This is a genomic window from Variovorax sp., assembly GCF_035634955.1.
Lineage (GTDB): Bacteria > Pseudomonadota > Gammaproteobacteria > Burkholderiales > Burkholderiaceae_C > Variovorax.
Genome location: NZ_DASQBZ010000033.1, coordinates 287071 through 307380, shown reverse-complemented (window position 1 = coordinate 307380; position 20310 = coordinate 287071). Strand labels below are relative to the sequence as shown.

Below are 20310 nucleotides of genomic sequence, written 5' to 3'. Positions count from 1 at the left end.
GCGGCCGCCCCAGGACAACGCATGACCCGTGACATCGACTGGAAGCCCCTGCTGCTCGCCCCCGTGCTTGCGCTGGTTGCGCTGCCACTGACCGGCTCCTTCTCCATCTGGCTGACGCTCACGGTCGCGGGGCTGGCCATGGGCATGATCATCTTCATCATCGCCTCGGGCCTGACGCTGGTGTTCGGACTGATGGACGTGCTCAACTTTGGCCATGGCGTGTTCATCGCGCTGGGCGCTTTCGTGGCCAGCAGCGTGCTGGCGATGATGGGCGACTGGTCGGGCTCGTCCTCGCTCCTGCTGAACCTGATGGCGGTGTTTCCGGCCATGCTGGTGGCGATGCTGGTCGCCGGCGCCGTGGGCCTCGCATTCGAGCGCCTGATCGTGCGCCCGGTCTATGGCCAGCATCTCAAGCAGATCCTGATCACCATGGGCGGCATGATCATCGGCGAGGAGCTCATCAAGGTGATCTGGGGGCCGGCGCAGCTGCCGCTGCCGCTGCCCGAGGCGCTGCGCGGCTCGATCTTCGTGATGGACGCGGCCATCTCCAGGTACCGCCTGCTGGCCATGGTGGTGGGCCTGGCGGTGTTCGCCCTGCTGGCCTGGACGCTGGCGCGCACCAAGATCGGGCTGTTGATCCGCGCCGGCGTGCAGGACCGCGAGATGGTCGAGGCGCTGGGCTACCGCATCGGCCTGCTGTTCATCGGCGTGTTCGTCGCCGGCAGCGCGCTGGCCGGCCTGGGCGGCACGATGTGGGGCCTGTTCCAGCAGAACCTCATCCCGCAGATGGGCGCGCAGGTCAACGTGCTGATCTTCATCGTGATCATCATCGGCGGACTGGGCTCGACCGGCGGCGCATTGATCGGCGCGCTGCTGGTCGGCCTGATGAACAACTACGTGGGTTTCCTCCTGCCCGTGGCGACGCCGTTCTCGACCATCGCCTTGATGGTGGCGGTGCTGCTGTGGCGGCCGCAGGGCGTCTTCCCCGTGGTCAACCGCTGAAGGGAAGGGCACACATGCTGGGCAGACTCCTATCCCACGACCTGCCGCGCAGCCGCGTGCTGGCGGTGATCCTGGTGGCCATCGTGCTGGCCCTGGCGCTGGCGCCTTTCGCCTTCCCCGGCGTCAAGGCGCTGAACGTGGCGGCCAAGATTCTGGTCTTCATCGTGCTGGTGGCCGGCTTCGACCTGCTGCTGGGCTACACCGGCATCGTGAGCTTCGCGCACACGATGTTCTTCGGCATCGGGGCCTACGGCATCGCCATCGCCTCGACGCGCCTGGGGCCGACCTGGACGGCCGTCGGCGTGGGCATCGCCGGCGCGCTGGCGCTGTCGCTGGTGTTGTCGCTGGCCATCGGGCTGTTCTCGCTGCGGGTGCGGGCGATCTTCTTCGCCATGATCACGTTGGCGGTGGCCGCGGCGTTCCAGACGCTGGCCTCGCAGCTGTCGGTGTTCACCGGCGGGGAGGATGGCCTGTCCTTCAAGCTGCCCGCGATCATCTCGCCGAGTTTCGAGTTCTCGGAAGATCCCTTCATGGGCGCGTCGCTCGATGGGCGCCTGCTGTGCTACTACCTGCTCTTCGTGGTGGCGGCGGCGCTGGTGCTGGCACTGCTGCGCATCGTCAACTCGCCCTTCGGCCGGGTGCTGCAGGCGATCCGCGAGAACGAATTCCGGGCCGAGGCGATCGGCTACCGGGTGGTGGTGTACCGCACCGTTGCTTCGATGCTGTCGGCGCTGTTCGCCACGCTGGCCGGGTGCATGCTGGCGATCTGGCTGCGCTACAACGGGCCGGACACGTCGCTGTCGTTCGAGATCATGGTGGACGTGCTGCTGATCGTGGTGATCGGCGGCATGGGCACCATCTACGGCGCGGTGATCGGCTCGGCGGTGTTCGTCATCGCACAGAGCTATCTGCAGGACCTGCTGCGGCTGGCGAGCGAGCAGGTCGCCGGCTGGCCCTGGCTGGCCGCCGTCCTGTCGCCGGACCGCTGGCTGCTGTGGCTCGGCCTGCTGTTCGTGCTCTCGGTCTACTTCTTCCCCACCGGCGTGGTGGGCAAGCTGCGTGCGGCGCGTGCCGCGCACGCGGCCAATCCGTCGTCCGCCGCCGCGGCCCGAGGCACGTCATGACACCGACATCCCACTACCTGCGCTGCGCAGACCACGAGATCCACTATGTCGAATGGGGCTCCGGCGGGACGGCGGGCAACGTCATCGCCTGGCACGGGCTGGCGCGCACCGGACGCGATATGGACGAACTGGCCGTCGACCTGGCGCGCCGCGGCTACCGCGTGATCTGCCCGGACACCATCGGCCGCGGGCTCAGCCAATGGGCCCGCGACCCCGATTCGCACTACCAGCTCGCGTTCTATGCCCGCATCGCGGACGATCTGTGCAAGCAGCTTGCGCTGGACGAGGTGCATTGGGTCGGCACGTCGATGGGCGGCGCGATCGGCACCGTGTGCGCCTCGGGACTGGCGCATCCGCGCATGAAGGCGCGCATTGCCAGCCTGGTGCTCAACGACAACGCGCCCGAGCTCGCCGCGCCGGCGATCGAGCGCATCCGCGCCTATGCGGGCCATCCGCCGGCGTTCGATGCGGTCACGGAGCTCGAAGCCTTTTTCCGCCAGGTCTATGCGCCGTACGGTTGGCTCAGCGACGCGCAGTGGCGGCGGCTGGCCGAGACTTCCACGCGCCGGCTGGCCGACGGCCGCGTGACGCCGCACTACGACCCCGCCATGGCGCGGCAGTTCACCGCCCATCCGGACGACTACCTCATCTGGCCGCACTACGATGCCATCGACGTGCCGGTGCTGTGTCTGCGCGGTGCGCAGTCGGACCTGGTGCTGCCAGAGACGATCGAGCGCATGCGCGCGCGGGGCCCCGGCGCGCGCGGAACGCTGCGGGTCATCGAGGTGCCCGACTGCGGCCATGCGCCGGCCCTCAACGTGCCCGCGCAGCTCGATGCGGTGGCCGCTTTCATTGCCGCCAGCGCAAAGCCGCGCCAGGCCTGACAATCCGCACTTTCATCAGCCGATTCCAGGAGACGGTGCATGGCCCTGTCGATGTATGAAGCCTCGGTCCCGCTGTTCCTGCGCGGCCTCGACCAGCTGGCCCACGTGTTGCGCAAGGGCGCGGCGCACGCCGAGGCGGCCGGGATCGATCCATCCACGCTGGTGCAGGCCCGCCTGGCGCCGGACATGTTCACCCTGGCCAACCAGGTGCAACGCGCGAGCGACACCGCCAAGGCGAGCGTCGCGCGGCTCACCGGCCTGGCGGCGCCGGCCATGGCGGATGACGAAGCCAGCTTCGACGACCTGTTGGGCCGTTGCGCCAAGACGCGCGATTTCATCGCCGGCGTGGACCCGGACGCCTTCAAGGGCAGCGGCGAGCGCGTGGTCGAGATGAAGATGCCTGGCCACCAGGTGAGATTCAGCGGCCAGCACTATCTGCTGCAGTTCGGCATCCCGAACTTCTTCTTCCACGTCACGACGGCCTACGACATCCTGCGCCACCAGGGCGTGCCGGTGGGCAAGCTCGACTACATCGGCCCGTTGGCCTGAGCGTCAGCCAGGGGTTGCCGTCGTGGGCCAGCCCGCCAGATGGCGCTGCGCGATCGCGGCGAGTGCCGAGATCCAGGCCGGGTCGTCGTTCAGGCAGGGGATGTAGCGGAACTCGCGTCCGCCCGCGGACTGGAAGGTTTCGCGGCCCTCGATCGCGATCTCTTCCAGCGTCTCGAGGCAATCGCTGGTGAAGCCCGGGCACATGACGTCGATGGTGCCGCCACTTGCGCCGAGTTCCCGAAGCACGGCGTCGGTCGAGGGCTCCAGCCAACGGGCCTTGCCGAAGCGCGACTGGAAGCTCAACCGCCACTGCGCGTCGGTCAGCTGCAGCCGCGCTGCCAGCAGCCGCGCCGTTGCCAGGCATTGCTCGGCGTAGGGGTCGCCCAGCTTCGCGGTGCGTTCGGGCACCCCGTGAAAGCTCATCAGCAGGACACCGGCGCGGCCGTTGGCCTGCCAATGGCGCTGCACGGTCGCGGCCAGGGCCTCGATGTAGCCGGGGTCGTCGTGGTAGTCGGCCACGAAGCGCAGCTCGGGCAACCGGCGGATCGTGCGGCACCAGTCGTTGACGGCATCGACCACGCTGGCGGTGGTGGTGCCGGAGTACTGCGGATACGCCGGCAGCACCAGCATGCGCCGGATGCCTTCGTTCTTGAACGCATCCATTTGATGGCCGATGGCGGGCTGGCCGTAGCGCATGGCCTCGCGCACCTGTACCGCGTGCCCGTCTGCGCCGAGCCGGCCGTGCAGCAGCGTCGCCTGCCGCGCGCTCCACACCTTCAGCGGCGAGCCTTCCGGCAGCCAGACCTTGGCGTACTTGGCGGCCGACCGGGCCGGGCGGGTACGCAGCACGACGCCGTGCAGGATCGGCCGCCACAGCGCGGCGGGCAGCTCGACGACGCGCGGGTCCGACAGGAACTGCGCCAGGTAAGGCCGAACCGCTTGGGCGGTGGGGGCGTCGGGCGACCCGAGGTTGCACCACAGCACGGCCGTGCCCGACGAGGGGGCCGGGGAAGGCGAGGGGGGGACGGGGGGCGGTTCGGGGCGGAAGGCCATGCGATATTCTCCTGCATGCCTTCGCCCTTCCTTCCGGCCGGCGCGCCAGCGGCCCCGGCCGCCGACGCCGCATTCGACGCCCGCCGCGTGCGTGCCCTCACGCTCGACCTGGACGACACCCTGTGGCCGATCTGGCCCACCATCGAGCGCGCCGAGAAAGTGCTGCATGGATGGCTCGCGCGCGAGGCACCCCGCACCGCAGAGCTGCTGCTCACGCCCGGCGTGCTGCGCGAGATCCGGCAGGCCGTGGACGCCGCGCACCCCGAGTTGGGCCACGACATGAGCGCGCTGCGGCGCGAATCGATCCGCGTGGCGCTCTCACGCGCCGGCGAAGATCCGCAACTGGCCCAGCCGGCATTCGAGGCCTTCTTCGCCGAGCGCCAGCGCGTGACGCTGTACGAGGACGTGTTGCCTTCGCTGCAATGGCTGTCCGACCGGTTTGCTCTGGTGGCGCTGTCAAACGGCAATGCGGACATCCATCTGGCCGGCGTCGGCAGCTGGTTCAAGGGCGCGATCAGCGCGCGCGAGTTCGGCCAGGGCAAGCCGCACGCGCCGATCTTCCAGGCGGCGGCGGACCTGCTGGGCCTGGCGCCGGGCGACGTGCTGCACGTCGGTGACGATGCCGCGCTGGACGTGGTGGGCGCGCTGGATGCAGGCATGCAGGCCGCATGGCTGGTGCGCGATGGTCGGCCGTGGGAATTCGCGCAGCGGCCGCACCTGATCGTGCACGACCTGCACGCACTGTGCGTGGCGCTGGGCGCCAACCCCGCGCCGGGCTGAGCCGCCCCGCCGGCGACGCGGCCCTTGGCTCAGCGGCCGCCCACCGCCCGCGCGATGCCATCCGTGATGGTGCGGGCCGTGTTGATGTCCTTCATCATGCTCATGCTGTTGGTGTCGGCATTGATGACGGTGTGGTTGGCGATGTACTGGTCGTTCAGGGTGTTCTGGATCACCGTGCCGCCCAGCGGCCCGAGCGGGCCCGCCACGCTGTTGCCGGGCCCGTTCTGGACCAGGTTGAGCGTGCTCATCTGTCGGCTCAGCTCGGCCGCCTGCAGCGGCGTGATCTTGTCCAGCTGGCCGAGGTTGAGGGTGGTCTGCGTGACCAGCGCGCCATTGATGTAGGCCGCGCGAGAGATGCCGAAGCTGACCAGCAGGCCGGCCCCGATGTCGAAGCCGCCGCGCTGCGAGTCGAGCGTGTTGTCGCTCACCGCCATCCAGATTTCTTCATGCCGCTGCAGCGCCGGCTCGGCGCTGGCCGGCGTCAGGCCGCACGCGCCGATCGCGGCGGCGAGGAACGGGAGCGCGATGCGACGGCGCATCAGAAGTCCCCGGGGCCCATCTTGGGCAAGGTGAAGTCGCTCATGGCGCTGCGGTCGATCGCGTCCGACAGCGGTGCGCGCGGTATCAGTCGCCATTCGGAGGCGACATTGAAGCGCGCCTGATCCATGCGGTTGTGGATCACGAACAGCAGGCGCTGCTGCCAGATCGCCTCGAAGTCCTTCCTGGCCATCACGCGGGTGCCGCGCGCCGGGTCGCCCAGCAGCACGCGCTGCCCCTGCAGGCCCTTGACGACGACGAAGTGGAAATACCCGCCTTCGTTGATGAGCACGATGGCCGGCACGCGCGCTTCGTTGAGCTTGTCCAGCGGCAGCTCGAAGCCGTCGGCCTGGAAGCCGCGCGCCTCCAGGAACCGCTTCATGTCCAGCAGCGAGAAGCCCTCGCGGTGGATCTTGGCCTGGTCGCCGCGGGTGTACATCTCCTGGAATACGGTTTCCTCGGTGACCGGCACGCCGTAGTGGTGCGTCAGCAGCGTCGCCACGGCGGCGGAGCCGCAACTGAAGTCGTACTTCTGGATCAGCGTGGTGCGGCTGCGGGCCTGCTTCATGCTCGATATCGGCAGCACGAAGTCGCCGCCGCCGAGTCCGGGAATGTAGGCTTGCTGCGCGACGGCCGGCAAGGCCGCCGCCAGCAGGCAGGTGCAGAGCAGTAGGCGTTGCATCGCGCGGCCTTCAGTTCATCTGCACATTGAGGATCACGGCGTTCTGGATCAGCACGTTCGCCCCGGAGTTCTGGATCACCACCGGCAGCCCGCTCATGTTCTGGAACGAGCCGCCGTCGATGGCATTGGAACCGGTGGAGACGTTGCGTGCCGAGTTTTCCGCCGTCGTGCCGGCCAGCACCATGTCGCTGTGCACCTGCGCACCGCCGCGGTACGCATTGAGGGCTTCCTCGCCGACCGGATGGGCGAACAGGCTCGCGTCGGCGAGCGGACCGGAGTCCGCCGTCTGCGCGAGTGCCGGCCCGAGGCCGGTGGCTGCGAACATGAAACAGGCGCTGGCAACGCAAAGGCGTGGTGTCATGACATCGACTCCTGCAGGAAGGCCGCCAGCGTGTGGCGGCTCACGCGCCGCGCGTGCCGCACTCCGGAGGGCGCGACGCGCACGGCGCTGCTCGGAACTACCGTCCCCGCTCAGGGTCCGCCGACCGTCAGGTTGGCCTGGACGTTCACGCTCTGCTGCACCAACGAGGCCATGCCGCTGTTCTGGCTGGCCAGCATGACGCCGGCGGCCGACTGGCCGACGCTGGTCATGGTGTTGGACATGTTGAACGTGCCTGCGTCCACCGTCACGGTGCCGCCGCCGCCGCCCATGCCGCCGTTGCCAGCGCCACCGGTGCCGCCCTGGGCGCTGTTGGTCCCGCCGTTGCCGTTGCCGCCGGCGCCGCCGGTGCCGTCGCCGCCCGCACCGCCGTCGCCGGTGGTGTTGCTGCCGTTGCTGGCGCTGCCGTTGGTGGCGCTGCCGTTGGTCGCCGAGCCGCCCGCACCGCCGGTGCCTGCGGCCGCGGTGTGCGTGCCGCCTGCGCCACCGGTGGCCGTGCCACCTGCGCCGCCCGCGCCACCCGCCCCGCCGGTTCCGCCCGCACCGCCGGCCGCGCCGGCGCCTGCGGTGTTCGTGCCGCCCGCACCGCCCGTGCCGCCGGCGCCTGCGGTGTTCGTGCCGCCCGTACCGCCTGCCGCACCGGCCCCGCCGGTGTTGCTGCCGCCCGCGCCACCGGCGCCCGCGGTATTGGTGCCGCCCGCGCCACCGTTGCGCCGGCCGCCATTGGCATTGCCGGTATCGCCGCCGCCGCCGCCACGGGCATAGCCCGCCGAGCCGCCGGCTCCGCCGCTGCCGGCAGAGGCGCTGCCGGTGTCGCCACCGCCGCCTGCGCCGCCGCCACGCGCACCGGCTGCGCCGCCGCCCTCACCACCGCTGCCGCCGTTGCCGGCGCTGCTGGCGCGACCGCCGCGCGCGCCGTTGGCCGTAGCCGAGGCGCCGTCGCCGCTGCCGTTGGAGTTGCCGCCGGCGCCGCGACCGCCGTTCCCGGCCGTCGCGCTGCCGTTCTCGGCACCGCCGTTGGTGGCATCGCCGTTGCTGGCATCACCGCTGACGGCGCCCGTCGCGCCGCGCCCGACAGCGCCATTGCCGCCGGCGCCGCTGCCCGACGCCGTCCCGCCGGCGCCATTGCCGCCGGTACCGCCCAAGCCACGCCCACCGGCCGCCGAGCCGTAGTTGTAGGCGTTGTTGCCCAGGCCGCCGATGGTGTTGCCGGTCACCGTGCCTTCGAGCCTGCTGATCGCCGCCACGCTGGTGGTGTTGAACGCATTGCTGAAGGTGCCGGTCGAGCCGTTGTTCAGCGCAGCCGAGCGCGCGGCATTGGCATTGGCGTCACCGCTGTCGGTCGCGGTATTGGTGGTGGTCGGCGTCTTGGTCACCGTGATGGTGGGGGACACGGTCACCGTCGTCGTGTCGGTCGAGGTATTCGTTCCGCCGTCGCCACTTGTCTGGTCATTGGCAGTGGCATGTGCCACACCTGTGACCCCGAAGGCCATGGCGAGGGCTGACGCTAACAGTGTCTTTTTCATGAAGGCTCCAGGTTGATTGATGAACAGAGAAGTGCTCGATCTGCGATGCACGCAAATCGAGCGCGGCTCATTGCAACTTCGGGGCCAGCGGGTAGTACTTGTGTGTTCATTTACTTCGCTTTCGAGGCGCCATGCGGCTTGCGGGACGGTGCACGGACGCTGCGCCATGCACGCAATCGGATGGAGGTGCGGTTTTGCGGACGCAAGGTGTCACATCACCAGTACGCCGCATAGGGAAACGCTCCCCTGGCAATGCTCCCGGGGAGACGTTTGCAGGGGGCGCGGCACGGCTCGCGTGCGAGGTGTTGCAGCGCTGTGACTGTCACAGCTCGGAGACGGCATGCACTCCCCTCGGAAGATGACGCTTCGCGGCCGACCGCACGTGCACTGTGCGACTGCACGTCGCCCGACGCGCGAATGCAACCGCCACATTTCCGTGACACCGCGCCGTTGTGTAGGAAGTTGTTTACCTTTGTTTGCAAATTGAGTCTTCCGTCACCATACGCAAAGGCATACGCTGCCCCCGACAAGATCGAACTGGCGGTGAGGGCTCATGCAAGAACAGAATTCGGGCGGCTGGCGCGCGCTCGCACTGGGTGCGTCGCTGGCCGCTGCTTCCATGCCGGCTCTGGCGCAAAGCGGCCGCAATGCGGTGCCGACTGCCAAGCGTGTCGATGCGCTGCAGCAGGCGCTGGAAGCTCAGGGCCGCCAGATCGAGGCGCTGCAGCGACAACTGGCCGACCAGGAGGCGCGCTACCGGGAGATGCAGCAGAAGGCCAATGCGGCGCAGGAGGCGCGCAAGCCGACGGTGCGTGCGCCGGGCACTGCGGAGGCGGCGGCGGCAACGGCCGGCGCTGCAGCGGCGGCTGCGCCCGCGGCGGCCAGTGGGACGACGACGGGGGCCGCGGCAGCCGCGCCCGATGCCGGCGCCGAGCGGCCGGTGCGCGTCGGCGTCGCGCCGGCCAAGCAGGAGGTGGCGCCGCCGATGGCGCAGATCTTCGACGAGCCCAGCATCCTCACGCCGCGCGGCCGGTTCGCGCTGGAGCCGTCGTTCCAGTACAGCTATTCGTCGAACGACCGGGTGGCGCTGGTGGGCTACACCGTCATACCGGCCATCCTCATCGGCCTGATCGACGTGCGCGAGGTCAAGCGCAACATGATGGTGCCGGCCCTGACCGGACGCTGGGGCGTGACCAACAAGATGGAGCTGGAAGCGAAGCTGCCCTACGTGATCCGCTCCGACTCGACGGTCAGCCGGGAGGTGTTCACCGGCGCGGCGGTCGACAACGTGTTCGACACCAAGGGCAACGGCATCGGCGACGTCGAGCTGGCAATGCGCTACCAGCTGTTCAGCGCGCGCGAGAACTGGCCCTACCTGGTCGGCGGCCTGCGCTTCAAGTCGCGCACCGGCAAGGACCCGTTCGAAGTGCCCACGGACTGCGTCACCCGCTGCCTGGGCAACACCACCGGAACCGGCCTGCCGCTGGAGGCGCCGACCGGCTCGGGCTTCTATTCGTGGCAGCCCAGCCTGACGTTCCTGTATCCGAGCGATCCGGCCGTGTTCTTCGGCGGCATCAGCTACACCTACAACGTCGGGCGCGACAACGTCTCGCGCATGCTGCAGAACGGCGAGTCCGAAATGCTCGGCTCCATCAAGCCGGGCGACGTCTGGGGCATGAACTTCGGCATGGGCCTGTCGATCAACGAGCGCTCGTCGTTCTCGATCGGCGTCGAGCTGTACTCGATCGGCCCGACCAAGCAGAACGACGAGACGGTGCGCGGCTCGGTGCGCACGCAACTGGCCTCGCTGCTGCTGGGCTACTCGTTCCGCATGAGCGACCGGACCAACGTGAACGTATCGGTAGGGGCTGGCCTGACGCGCGACACGCCCGATCTGACCCTCACGCTGCGCGTGCCGATGACCTTCTGAGACCGCCGCGCGCCATGCACCCCCCCGACGTCCTGTGCCTCACGCTCGATGGCGACGCCACCGGCATTGCCGCGCAGCTGGTCGCGCAGGGCTGGGCCGTCAGCCACGCGCGCAACGTGCAGGCGGCGCAGCGCATGCAGGCCCACGGCGACTTCCCGGTGGCCTTGCTGGTGGCCGGTGCGGAGCCGGCGCTGACGCATGCGGCTGTCGAAAGCCTGCTCGACACCGGCCCCGGCACCGAATGGGTCGCGCTGTGCGAGCCCCAGGCGCTGCAGGAGCCGGCCTTTCGCGACCTGGTGCTAGACAGCTTCTTCGACCATCAGCTGATGCCGGCCGATGGCCCCGAACTGTCCATCCGGCTGCGCCACGCGCGAGAGCGCGCCTTGCTGCACCGCCTGCGCCGGGACGAGCGGCATGGCCATGATGCGCTCGGCATGGTGGGACAGGGGCTGGTGATCGCCCGACTGCGCGCCGCCATCCGCAAGGTCGCCAGCACCGAGGCCCCGGTCCTCATCGGCGGCGAGAGCGGCAGCGGCAAGGAACTGGCGGCGCGTGCCATTCACCAATGCTCGCAGCGGGCGGCAGGTCCGTTCGTGGTGGTCAACTGCGGCGCCATCGCTCCCACGCTCATCCACTCGGAACTGTTCGGTCACGAACGCGGCGCTTTCACCGGCGCATCGTCGGAGCGCCGCGGCCTTATCGAGGCGGCGCATGGCGGCACACTGTTCCTGGACGAGATCGGCGACCTGCCGCTGGACCTGCAGACGAACCTGCTGCGCTTCCTGCAGGAAAAGACCATCGCCCGCGTGGGCGCCGTAAGGCACGTCAAGGTGGACGCGCGGGTGGTCGCCGCATCGCACGTCGACCTGGCGGAGGCGGTCGCGGTCGGGCGGTTCCGCGAGGACCTGTTCTATCGCCTGAACGTGCTGTCGATCGAGGTGCAGCCGCTGCGCAAGCGCATGGAGGACGTACCGGTGCTGGCGCAGCACTTCTTCGACCGCTGCGCCACCGCCGGCCGCAGCCGTGCGCGCGGCTTCTCGCGCCAGTCCTTCGAGGCGATGCAGGCCCACACCTGGCCGGGCAACGTGCGCGAGTTGTTCAACCGGGTGCAGCGGGCGCTGGTCATGACCGAGCGGCGGCTGATCTCGCCGGACGACCTCGGCCTGCCGACCGTGCAGGGCGCAATGGGCGTGGCGCTCAACGTGGCGCGCACCGCCGCCGAACGGGACGTGATCTGCCACACCCTGCATCGGATGAGCCACAACGTCACGCACGCCGCCCGAGAGCTTGGCGTCTCGCGCATGACGCTCTACCGCCTCATGGACAAGCACGGCATCGTCCTCGACGAACTGCCGCGCGGCGCGTCCGCCGCGGGCTGGGGGGCGCGCGGCGGCATGGCGCCCATCCGCACGCGCGAGGACATGGGCGGCCTCGGCGCCGTCCGATAGCGCGCAGGCAAAAACTTCTCCATCTCGGGAACTTCACCGCCCGGGTGCGCACATACGACTTCGGCTCCGGCGCCACCGTGCGTCGAAGACCTTTTCACAATGATTGCGCAAGAGGAGAAAATACGCATGAAGATGGCCGCCCGATGGATCACCCCGCTGCTCATGGGCCTGGCGCTGCTGCTGGCCGGCACCGTGGCCCAGGCCGCCGACATGGTGGCCACCGCGAGCGAAGGTGCCCACCTGCGCTCGGGGCCCAGTACGCGATACAAGGTGCAGTGGGAACTCAGTCGCGGCTATCCGCTGGCGGTGATCGGGCGCAAGAGCAACTGGTACAAGGTGCGCGACTTCGAAGGCGATACCGGCTGGATCGCCCGTTCCGTCACCAACCGCCAGGCCCACCACGTCGCCAAGGTCGACAACCTGAACATCCGCAGCGGGCCCGGCACGAAGCATCGGGTGCTGGCCAAGGCCAAGTACGGCGAGATCATGCGCACCCTCGGCCGCCAGGGCGACTGGGTGAAGGTGAAGCTCGGCCGGGTTACGGGCTGGGTGTCGCGGCGCCTGGTCTGGGGCTGGTAGCCAGGGCGGCGGCCACCTGGTCCGCGCATCGCGCGGCCCCTTCGAGCGTTGCCGGGTACGGACCGTCGACGTAGTCGCCGCAGGCCCATAGTCCGGGCGCGATGCCGGCCCACGGCCGTCGCAGGCCCGGAACGCAGGCGAATGTTGCCCGTCTCTCCACGATCGTGCGGACCGGTCGCAGTCCTTCCCATCCGAGTTGCTCGCGGGCCTGTGCCAGGACCTGCCGCTGCAAGGTCGCGGCCGGCGCATCCGTGGCGCTGATCACGAAGGCGGCCAGGCCGCGTGGGCCGCCGAGCATGCCGCGGTCGAACACGAACTGGGCCGGTGCCGCGCCGCTGCCATGCAGGGCCATCAACGGAAGGCCGCCTGGCAGCGCCGGCGCCCCGTCCGCGTAGACCGTGGCAATGCCCTCGTATTGCAGGGTTTGCGCGCAAGCGGCCCAGTCGGCGGCAGCGCGCTCTTCCATCCCGGAGGCTTCGCGCACCAGGCGGGCGGTTTCCCATGGCGGCGTCGCCAGTACCACGGCATCGAATGCGTTGCCGTCGATCTGCCAGCGTGCCGCCACCCGCGCGAGCGATCGCACGCGCAGCCCGGGCTCGAGCACGGCACCGTGGCCGGCGAGCCAGGCTGCCGCCGCATCGGGGAGCATCGCGCCCAGGTCCACCCGGGGCAGCAGGAGATCGGCGCTGCCGCGGCCGCCGAGCAGCGCATCGCGCAGCACGCGCAGAAACACTTCGCCGCTGGCGCGGTCGAGCGGCGTATTGAGGGCCGAGACGCACAGCGGCTCGATCAGCTGGGCGCGCACGCGTGGTGTGAGGCTGCGCGCCAGGTCGGCCACCGTGGCCTGCGGCGCACATCGGAACCCCGCCACCCGCCAACGCAATGCCCAGGCCAGCAGCGTCGACTTGTCCCGCCAGTCCCAGCCGCGTGCGCCCCATATGCCGGCCAGAAGCGCCAGCGACGGCGGCGCTGCCGGCAGGGCGACGCCGCCGCCGTCGGCGAAGCGCAGCGTCAGCGGCATGCGCAGCAGGGCGGCGTCCGGGTCCACGCCGACCGTGCGCATCAGGGCCAGCGATGCGCTGTAGGCGCCGATGAGGATGTGCTGGCCGTTGTCGAGCGTGCCCTCGTTCGTCTCGACGCGCCGGGCGCGCCCGCCCCAGGTGCGCGTGGCCTCGAAGACGGTGACCGCATGGCCGGCCTCGGTTGCGCGCACGGCGCACGCGAGTCCGGCCCAGCCGCCGCCGACGATGGCGACGCGCGCCGGCTGCCGTCCGGCGGCAGGCGCCCGGCCCGCGATCACAACCGGCCCAGCGCCTGCACCTTCCACGCCAGCCAGAGCTTGCGCACCGGCGTGAGGCTGACGCGCTGGTGCAGCACCTGGAAGCTGTCGCGCTCGATTTCCCGCAGCAGGGTGCGGTAGATGCTGGCCATCATCAGCCCCGGCTTCTGGCTGCGGCGGTCGACCGCGGGCAGCAGTGCCAGCGCCTCGTCGTAGCAGCGGTGGGCGCGTTCGGCCTGGAAGCGCATCAACGCCACGAAGCGCTCGGAGTGCACACGGTTGAGGATCTCGTGCGCCTTGACGTCGAATTGCTGCAGTTCATTGACCGGCAAATAGATGCGCCCGCGCAGGGCGTCCTCGCCCACGTCGCGGATGACGTTGGTCAGCTGCAGCGCCAGCCCGAGCTTGTGCGCGTAGACGGTGGTGGCCTCGTCGCGCTGGCCGAAGATGCGCGCCGCGACTTCGCCGACCACGCCGGCCACCAGGTGGCAATAGCGGGCCAGGCCGGGGAAATCCAGGTAGCGGGTCTGCTCCAGGTCCATCTGGCAGCCGCGTATGACGTCCTGCAACTGCCGCTCCTCGATCCCGAACGCGGCGGTGTGCGGCATCAGCGCCTGCATGACGGGATGCTGCGGGCGGTCGGCAAACGACTGCGACACCTCGGTTTGCCACCAGGCCAGCTTGGTCGCGGCCACGCCAGGGTCATGAACCTCGTCGACCACGTCGTCCACCTCACGGCAGAAGGCATAAAAGGCGGTGATCGCGGCGCGTCGTGGGGCCGGCAGGAAGAGAAAGGCGTAGTAGAAGCTGCTGCCCGATGCGGCGGCCTTTTCCTGGACGTATTGTTCTGGATTCATGCAGCGGGCGATTGTCTCCGCATCCGCAGCGCTTTCCACGCCAGGCGAGGTGCATCCGCCGCGCCGACGGTGGGCCGGCGCGAGAAGGTGTCGAAGCCGAGCCGTTCGATCTTGTCCAGGATGGCCAGGCCGCCCTGGACCACCAGGCGCAGTTCCCAGCCGGCCCGTCCGGGCACCCGGTGGACCAGCGGCGCGCCTTCGTGCATCAGCCGCCGCGCCCAATCGACTTCGGCGGCGACGAGCCTCAGGGCGGCGGGCGCTGGCGCAGCCGATCCGAGCGGCCGCGCCCCGGCGAAGTCGGCGCGCGACAGGCCATGGGCGGCGCAATCGGCCAGCGGCAGGTAGAAGCGGCCGCGCGGCAGGTCGGTGCCCAGGTCCTGCCAGAAATTGATCAGCTGCAAGGCGCTGCAGATGGCGTCACTCTGCGCCAGGGCGCGGGTGTCTCCGATGCCGTACAGGTGCAGCAGCAGTCGGCCGACCGGGTTGGCGGAACGGGCGCAGTAGTCAAGCAGTTCGGCGCGGTCGGCGTATGCGGCGCCGTCGCGGGTTTTCTCGATGTCCTGGCAGAACGCGCTGAGCAGGTCGGCCAGCAGGTCCTGCGGCAGGTCGAAGGCTGCGATGGCCTCGGCCAGGGGGCCGAACACGTCGGGCCACATGCCCGAATGCGCGGCATTGCCGGCGCAGGCGCGCAGGTCCGCGCGGTATGCCGCCAGCTGCGCCAGGCGTTCATCGGGTGTCGCATCGCCCTCGTCGGCGATGTCGTCCGCCGTGCGGGCAAAGGCATAGATGGCGGCGATCGGCGGGCGCAGGCGCGGGGGGCAGAGCCACGATGCGACGGGAAAGTTCTCGTAGTGGCGGCCGGCGACGGCAGGCGCGGTCGGGAAGGGCGGGGAGGAGGAAGAGGAATCCGGCACGCGCGGATTGTGGGGCAGCGCGCCGGCGCTCTCCCGGCGGCGCACGCGATGTCGTTCGCCGCGTTGACTTTGGGGGTGCTTTGACCTAGATTACTAACCGGTCGGTCATTAACTGGCCGATCTCCCTTGGACCCTTCCCCCGCCTGTGCCATGACTGTGCCGAACGACTCAGCCGCTTTTCCACGCATCCTGGGGCTCATCCTGGCAGGCGCCGTCGTGGCCACCGCCGTGGGCGGCTGCAAGCAGGCGCCGCCGCCGCCGGAGCCGGTCCGGGCGGTCAAGGTGATGGAGGTCGCGGCCGATCGGTTCGGGACCGCCGTGGAGTTCTCGGGCGAGGTGCGAGCCCGCATCGAGACGCGGCTCGGCTTTCGCGTCACCGGCAAGATCACCGAGCGCCAGGCGCAACTGGGCCAGCACGTGACGCCCGGCACGGTGCTGGCGCAACTCGATCCGCGCGACTATCAGCTGGCGGCCGAGGCGGCGCGCGCCCAGGCCGCGGCCGCGCTGACCAGCCGCGACCTTGCGGCGGCCGATCTCAAGCGCTACCGCGACCTGCGGGCGCAGAACTTCATCAGCGCGGCGGAACTCGAGCGGCGCGAGAGCACCGCCAGGTCGGCCCAGGCACAGCTGGAACAGGCCCAGGCGCAGGTGGCGTCCCAAGGCAACCAGGCGCGCTACACGCGGCTGGTGGCCGATACGGCCGGCGTGATCACCGCGGTGGAGGCGGAGCCGGGCCAGGTGGTCACGGCCGGCACGACCGTGGTGCGGCTGGCGCAGGACGGCGGGCGCGACGTCGTGTTCGCCGTGCCAGAGGACCAGGCCGTTGCGGTCCCGGTCGGCTCCCCGGTCAGCGTGCGGCGCTGGGACGGGCAGGGCGACGGCCATTTGCAAGGCACGGTGCGCGAGGTCGCTGCCAGTGCCGACGCCGTCACGCGCACGTACATGATCAAGGTCGCCATCGACGCCGACAAGGCGCCGCCGCTGGGTGCGACCGTCTACGCGCGGCCGCAGGCGTTGTCGCAGGTCGGCAGGCCGGTGATCAAGCTGCCGACCAGCGCGCTGCGACAGGCCGCGCAGGGCAAGGGCAGCGCGGTGTGGGTGCTCGACCGGTCCAGCATGACGGTACAGCTGCAGACGGTCGAGGTGGCCACGGCGGACGGCAACGAGGCCGTCATCGCCTCCGGGCTGGCGCCCGGCATGCTGGTGGTGACCGCCGGCGTGCATGTGCTGTCGCCGGGACAGAAGGTGAGCATCTACAAGGAAAAGTACGGGCGCAAGGAGGCAGGCCCCGACCAGCGCGCCCCGGTGGCCGCCACCCGCACGGCCGAGCGCTGAGGACCGGCCGATGACGTCCTCTTCCCAAGGTCCGGGCGCCGCGCCCGAAGGCAAGCGCGGCTTCAATCTTTCGCAGTGGGCGCTGGAGCATGCGCCGCTGACGCGCTACCTGATGGTGGTGCTGATGCTGCTGGGCAGCGTCGCCTTCTTCCAGCTCGGCCAGAACGAGGACCCGCCCTTCACCTTCCGGGCGATGGTGGTGCGCACCTACTGGCCTGGCGCGACCGCGCAGCAGGTCGCCGAGCAGGTGACCGACAAGATCGAGCGCACGCTGCAGGAGGTGCCGTACGCCGACGTCATCCGCAGCTATTCGAAGCCGGGCGAGTCGCAGATCATCTTCCAGATCAAGGACAACTCGCGCCCTGCCGAGGTGCCCAACGTCTGGTACACGGTGCGCAAGAAGGTGGGCGACATGCGCTCGACCTTGCCATCGGGCGTTCAGGGGCCGTTCTTCAACGATGAGTTCGGCGACGTCTACGGCGTGATCTATGCCCTGGAGAGCGAAGGCTTCTCGCTGGCCGAACTCAAGGTGCATGCGGACGACGTGCGCCAGCAGTTGCTGCGGGTGCGGGACGTCTCGAAAGTCGAGCTGTTCGGCGTGCAGGACGAGAAGGTCTACATCGAGGTGTCGCAAAAGCGCCTGGCGCAGCTTGGCCTTGATTTCAATGCGGTGCTGAGCCAGCTCGGCCAGCAGAACGCGGTGGAAAGCGCCGGCGCCATCCAGTCGACGCAGGACGTGGTGCAGGTGCGGGTGGCGGGCCAGTTCAACGATGTCGAGCAACTTCGCAGCATGCCGATCCGTGGCAGTTCGGGCCGCCAGCTGCGCCTGTCGGACGTTGCCGAGGTGCATCGCGGCTACGTCGATCCGCCTACCGTGAAGGTGCGCCACCAGGGCCGCGACGTGATCGCGCTGGGGGTGGCCATGACGAAGGGCGGGGACATCATCGCGCTGGGCAAGGCGCTGCATGCGGCGACGGACGAGATCGGCCGCCGTCTGCCCGTCGGCATGCGCCTGGCGCAGGTGCAGGACCAGCCGGTCGCCGTGTCGACGTCGGTCAACGAGTTCATCAGGGTGCTGATCGAGGCGGTGGTGATCGTGCTCGCGGTGAGCATCCTGTCGCTCGGGCTGCACAAGGGCGGCCGCCTGGGCTGGCACGTGGACGTGCGTCCCGGCCTGGTGGTGGCCATCACCATTCCGCTCGTGCTGAGCGTGACCTTCCTGGCCATGAAGTTCCTCGACATCGGCCTGCACAAGATCTCGCTGGGCTCGCTGATCATCGCGCTTGGCCTGCTGGTGGACGATGCCATCATCGCGGTCGAGATGATGGTGCGCAAGCTGGAGGAGGGCTACGACAAGAAGCGCGCAGCCACCTTCGCCTACGACCTGACGGCCAAGCCGATGCTGACCGGCACGCTGATCACGGCGGCGGGCTTCCTGCCGATCGGCATGGCGCGCTCGACCACGGGCGAATACACCTACGCCATCTTCGCGGTGACGGTGACGGCGCTGGTGCTGTCCTGGTTCGTCTCGGTCTACTTCGTGCCGTACCTGGGCACGCTGATGCTCAAGGTGAAGGCGCGCGAGCCGGACGCGCCGCCGCACGAGCTGTTCGACACGCCCTTCTACAACACCTTCCGACGTACGGTGAACTGGTGCGTGGCACACCGCTGGATCACCATCGGCGGCACCGTGCTGCTGTTCGCCCTGGGCGTGGTCGGCATGGGCAAGGTGCAGCAACAGTTCTTCCCGGATTCGAGCAGGCCGGAAATCCTGGTCGACGCCTGGTTCCCGGAGGGCACGTCCTTCGGCGCCAACGAGGCGGTGACCCGGCGCCTCGAGGCGCGCCTGCGCCAGCAGGACGGCGTGAAGTCGGTGACCGCCTGGATCGGCTCCGGCGTGCCGCGCTTCTACCTGCCGCTGGACCAGGTGTTTCCGCAGACCAACGTGTCGCAGCTCATCGTCCTGACCGCGGACCTGCACGAGCGTGAGCGGCTGCGCAAGCTGCTTCCTGAACTTCTCGCCCACGAGTTCCCCGAGGTGCGAGGGCGCGTCAAGCTGCTGCCCAATGGCCCGCCCGTGGCCTACCCGGTGCAGTTCCGGGTGCGCGGCGGCGATCCGGCGCAGCTGCGGGTGCTGGCCGACCAGGTCAAGGAGGCGATGCGCGCCAACCCCAACATGCGCGGTGTCAACGACAACTGGAACGAGTCGGTCAAGGTGATCCGGCTCGAGGTGGACCAGGCCAAGGCGCGCGCACTGGGCGTGAGCAGCCAGTCGATCGCGCAGGCCTCGCGCACCATGTTCAGCGGAACCAACGTCGGCCAGTTCCGCGAGGGCGACAAGCTGATCGACATCGTGCTGCGCCAGACGCCGAACGAGCGCGAGGCGATCTCCGACATCGGCAACGCCTACGTGCCCACCGCGTCCGGCCAGGCCATTCCGTTGGCGCAGATCGCCAGGCCCGTCTTCACCTGGGAGCCCGGCGTGATGTGGCGCGAAGGCCGCGACTATGCCATCACGGTCCAGGGTGACATCACCGAAGGCCTGCAGGGCGCCACCGTGACCGATCAGCTCCTGCCCGAGTTGCGCCGCCTCGAAGCGCGTTGGCAGGACGACGGCGTCACTGGCTACCGCATCGACGTGGCCGGCGCGGTCGAAGAAAGCAGCAAGGGGTCGTCGTCCATCGTCGTGGGCCTGCCGGTGATGCTGTTCATCATCTTCACCCTGCTCATGCTGCAGTTGCACAGCTTCAGCCGCGCGATGCTGGTGTTCATCACAGGGCCGCTGGGCATCGCGGGCGTTTCCGCCGCGCTGCTGCTGTCGAACCGGCCGTTCGGCTTCGTGGCCATGCTCGGCGTGATCGCGCTGATGGGCATGATCCAGCGCAACTCGGTGATCCTGATCGACCAGATCGAGCAGGACCGTGCCGCCGGGGTGCCGGCCTGGGACGCGATCGTCGAATCCACCGTGCGGCGGCTGCGGCCGATCGTCCTGACCGCGGCAGCCGCGGTGCTGGCCATGGTGCCGCTGTCGCGCAGCGGCTTCTGGGGCCCGATGGCGGTCTCAATCATGGGGGGCCTGGTCGTGGCCACGGTGCTCACCTTGCTGGCGCTTCCGGCCATGTACGCGGCCTGGTTTCGCGTCCGCCGCGACGCGCCGGACGGGTCGCCCGAAAAGGGCGGGTCGAAGCCGATTAAAATACCGGGTTGACTAATTTCGCGGGCGGCTTCGGCCGGGCGGCGCAGCACGCAGGCTCACGGGTTTGCTGCTCGCGCAAGCCGGTGCGGCCTTCAAGGCAGCCTGCAACCAGAAGAGATCTGCTTGAGTCTTTGCTGAGGCATTGCCAGGTACGTCAGCGCGGGTGGCGAAATTGGTAGACGCACCAGGTTTAGGTCCTGACGCTCGCAAGAGTGTGCCGGTTCGAGTCCGGCCCCGCGCACCACTGCAAAGATAT

Annotated in this window: 18 protein-coding genes and 1 tRNA gene; 11 read left to right on the top strand and 8 right to left on the bottom strand. The window is 69.6% G+C overall.

Annotation, left to right across the window (positions count from 1 at the left end; genetic code table 11):
• Positions 1–21: 21 nt before the first annotated feature.
• Genes VES41_RS24085 through VES41_RS24070 form a run of 4 tightly spaced genes read left to right on the top strand, consistent with a single transcriptional unit; the run spans position 22 to position 3559 of the window.
• Positions 22–1002 (top strand): branched-chain amino acid ABC transporter permease, encoded by a 981-nt coding sequence (locus VES41_RS24085; protein ID WP_324822450.1) that lies wholly within the window; start codon positions 22–24, stop codon positions 1000–1002.
• A 14-nt stretch (positions 1003–1016) separates the two neighbouring features.
• Entirely contained in the window at positions 1017–2126 is a 1110-nt protein-coding gene (locus VES41_RS24080; RefSeq protein ID WP_324822446.1) for a branched-chain amino acid ABC transporter permease, read from the top strand.
• Positions 2123–3010 (top strand): alpha/beta fold hydrolase, encoded by an 888-nt coding sequence (locus VES41_RS24075; RefSeq protein WP_324822442.1) that lies wholly within the window; start codon positions 2123–2125, stop codon positions 3008–3010. Before VES41_RS24080 ends, VES41_RS24075 begins: the two co-directional genes overlap by 4 nt.
• 39 nt (positions 3011–3049) lie before the next feature.
• On the top strand, positions 3050–3559 hold the full coding sequence (locus VES41_RS24070; RefSeq protein WP_324822439.1) for a DUF1993 domain-containing protein: 510 nt from the start codon (positions 3050–3052) through the stop codon (positions 3557–3559).
• Between the two features lie 3 nt (positions 3560–3562).
• Here VES41_RS24070 and hemH read toward each other — a convergent pair whose 3' ends face one another.
• On the bottom strand, positions 3563–4612 hold the full coding sequence (gene hemH, locus VES41_RS24065) for a ferrochelatase (protein ID WP_324822436.1): 1050 nt from the start codon (positions 4610–4612) through the stop codon (positions 3563–3565).
• A 15-nt stretch (positions 4613–4627) separates the two neighbouring features.
• Between hemH and VES41_RS24060 the strand changes: the two genes are divergently transcribed.
• Entirely contained in the window at positions 4628–5392 is a 765-nt protein-coding gene (locus VES41_RS24060; protein WP_324822433.1) for an HAD-IA family hydrolase, read from the top strand.
• A gap of 29 nt (positions 5393–5421) precedes the next feature.
• On the opposite strand, the gene VES41_RS24055 is transcribed toward VES41_RS24060, so the two are convergent.
• From VES41_RS24055 to VES41_RS24040, 4 genes are all read right to left on the bottom strand, one after another.
• Entirely contained in the window at positions 5422–5931 is a 510-nt protein-coding gene (locus VES41_RS24055; protein ID WP_324822430.1) for a hypothetical protein, read from the bottom strand.
• Positions 5931–6611, bottom strand: coding sequence for a C39 family peptidase (locus VES41_RS24050; protein ID WP_324822426.1), 681 nt, complete (start codon positions 6609–6611; stop codon positions 5931–5933). Before VES41_RS24050 ends, VES41_RS24055 begins: the two co-directional genes overlap by 1 nt.
• Positions 6612–6621: 10 nt before the next feature.
• A complete protein-coding gene (locus VES41_RS24045; protein ID WP_324822423.1) occupies positions 6622–6972 on the bottom strand; it encodes a hypothetical protein in 351 nt (116 codons plus the stop codon).
• 110 nt (positions 6973–7082) lie between these two features.
• Entirely contained in the window at positions 7083–8390 is a 1308-nt protein-coding gene (locus VES41_RS24040; protein WP_324822420.1) for a hypothetical protein, read from the bottom strand.
• Between the two features lie 679 nt (positions 8391–9069).
• On the opposite strand from VES41_RS24040, the gene VES41_RS24035 reads away from it, so the two are divergent.
• From VES41_RS24035 to VES41_RS24025, 3 genes are all read left to right on the top strand, one after another.
• Positions 9070–10446: an acetate kinase gene (locus VES41_RS24035; protein WP_324822417.1), complete on the top strand. Its 1377-nt coding sequence runs from the start codon at positions 9070–9072 to the stop codon at positions 10444–10446.
• 14 nt (positions 10447–10460) lie between these two features.
• Positions 10461–11894 carry a sigma-54 dependent transcriptional regulator gene (locus tag VES41_RS24030; RefSeq protein ID WP_324822414.1) on the top strand — a complete coding sequence of 478 codons (1434 nt, stop codon included), beginning with the start codon at positions 10461–10463 and terminating at the stop codon, positions 11892–11894.
• Positions 11895–12020: 126 nt separating this feature from the next.
• Positions 12021–12473, top strand: a complete 453-nt coding sequence (locus VES41_RS24025; RefSeq protein ID WP_324822411.1) for an SH3 domain-containing protein — start codon at positions 12021–12023, stop codon at positions 12471–12473.
• On the opposite strand, the gene hpnE is transcribed toward VES41_RS24025, so the two are convergent.
• The 3 genes from hpnE to hpnC are packed head-to-tail and all read right to left on the bottom strand — an operon-like array spanning position 12433 to position 15523.
• On the bottom strand, positions 12433–13773 hold the full coding sequence (gene hpnE / locus VES41_RS24020) for a hydroxysqualene dehydroxylase HpnE (protein ID WP_324822407.1): 1341 nt from the start codon (positions 13771–13773) through the stop codon (positions 12433–12435). The genes VES41_RS24025 and hpnE overlap by 41 nt on opposite strands.
• Positions 13770–14609, bottom strand: coding sequence for a presqualene diphosphate synthase HpnD (gene hpnD, locus VES41_RS24015; RefSeq protein ID WP_324822404.1), 840 nt, complete (start codon positions 14607–14609; stop codon positions 13770–13772). The genes hpnE and hpnD overlap by 4 nt, the downstream gene beginning before the upstream one ends.
• Complete coding sequence (gene hpnC, locus VES41_RS24010) at positions 14606–15523, bottom strand: squalene synthase HpnC (RefSeq protein WP_324822401.1); 918 nt, start codon at positions 15521–15523, stop codon at positions 14606–14608. The genes hpnD and hpnC overlap by 4 nt, the downstream gene beginning before the upstream one ends.
• A gap of 150 nt (positions 15524–15673) precedes the next feature.
• On the opposite strand from hpnC, the gene VES41_RS24005 reads away from it, so the two are divergent.
• The 3 genes from VES41_RS24005 to VES41_RS23995 all read left to right on the top strand — a co-directional run bounded on the left by VES41_RS24005 (position 15674) and on the right by VES41_RS23995 (position 20298).
• A complete protein-coding gene (locus tag VES41_RS24005) occupies positions 15674–16858 on the top strand; it encodes an efflux RND transporter periplasmic adaptor subunit (RefSeq protein ID WP_324822397.1) in 1185 nt (394 codons plus the stop codon).
• A gap of 10 nt (positions 16859–16868) precedes the next feature.
• Complete coding sequence (locus VES41_RS24000) at positions 16869–20066, top strand: efflux RND transporter permease subunit (protein ID WP_324822394.1); 3198 nt, start codon at positions 16869–16871, stop codon at positions 20064–20066.
• Between the two features lie 145 nt (positions 20067–20211).
• A tRNA-Leu gene (locus tag VES41_RS23995) sits at positions 20212–20298 on the top strand.
• Positions 20299–20310 lie beyond the last annotated feature (12 nt).

Bases quoted from the DNA above. Each gene is read 5' to 3' on its own strand.
- VES41_RS24030 (WP_324822414.1), top strand. From the start codon at position 10,461: ATGCACCCCCCCGACGTCCTGTGCCTCACGCTCGATGGCGACGCCACC.
- VES41_RS24070 (WP_324822439.1), top strand. From the start codon at position 3,050: ATGGCCCTGTCGATGTATGAAGCCTCGGTCCCGCTGTTCCTGCGCGGC.
- VES41_RS24000 (WP_324822394.1), top strand. From the start codon at position 16,869: ATGACGTCCTCTTCCCAAGGTCCGGGCGCCGCGCCCGAAGGCAAGCGC.
- VES41_RS24075 (WP_324822442.1), top strand. From the start codon at position 2,123: ATGACACCGACATCCCACTACCTGCGCTGCGCAGACCACGAGATCCAC.
- VES41_RS24080 (WP_324822446.1), top strand. From the start codon at position 1,017: ATGCTGGGCAGACTCCTATCCCACGACCTGCCGCGCAGCCGCGTGCTG.
- VES41_RS24060 (WP_324822433.1), top strand. From the start codon at position 4,628: ATGCCTTCGCCCTTCCTTCCGGCCGGCGCGCCAGCGGCCCCGGCCGCC.
- VES41_RS24035 (WP_324822417.1), top strand. From the start codon at position 9,070: ATGCAAGAACAGAATTCGGGCGGCTGGCGCGCGCTCGCACTGGGTGCG.
- hpnD (WP_324822404.1), bottom strand. From the start codon at position 14,609: ATGAATCCAGAACAATACGTCCAGGAAAAGGCCGCCGCATCGGGCAGC.
- VES41_RS24045 (WP_324822423.1), bottom strand. From the start codon at position 6,972: ATGACACCACGCCTTTGCGTTGCCAGCGCCTGTTTCATGTTCGCAGCC.
- VES41_RS24055 (WP_324822430.1), bottom strand. From the start codon at position 5,931: ATGCGCCGTCGCATCGCGCTCCCGTTCCTCGCCGCCGCGATCGGCGCG.
- VES41_RS24025 (WP_324822411.1), top strand. From the start codon at position 12,021: ATGAAGATGGCCGCCCGATGGATCACCCCGCTGCTCATGGGCCTGGCG.
- VES41_RS24050 (WP_324822426.1), bottom strand. From the start codon at position 6,611: ATGCAACGCCTACTGCTCTGCACCTGCCTGCTGGCGGCGGCCTTGCCG.
- VES41_RS24005 (WP_324822397.1), top strand. From the start codon at position 15,674: ATGACTGTGCCGAACGACTCAGCCGCTTTTCCACGCATCCTGGGGCTC.
- hemH (WP_324822436.1), bottom strand. From the start codon at position 4,612: ATGGCCTTCCGCCCCGAACCGCCCCCCGTCCCCCCCTCGCCTTCCCCG.
- VES41_RS24085 (WP_324822450.1), top strand. From the start codon at position 22: ATGACCCGTGACATCGACTGGAAGCCCCTGCTGCTCGCCCCCGTGCTT.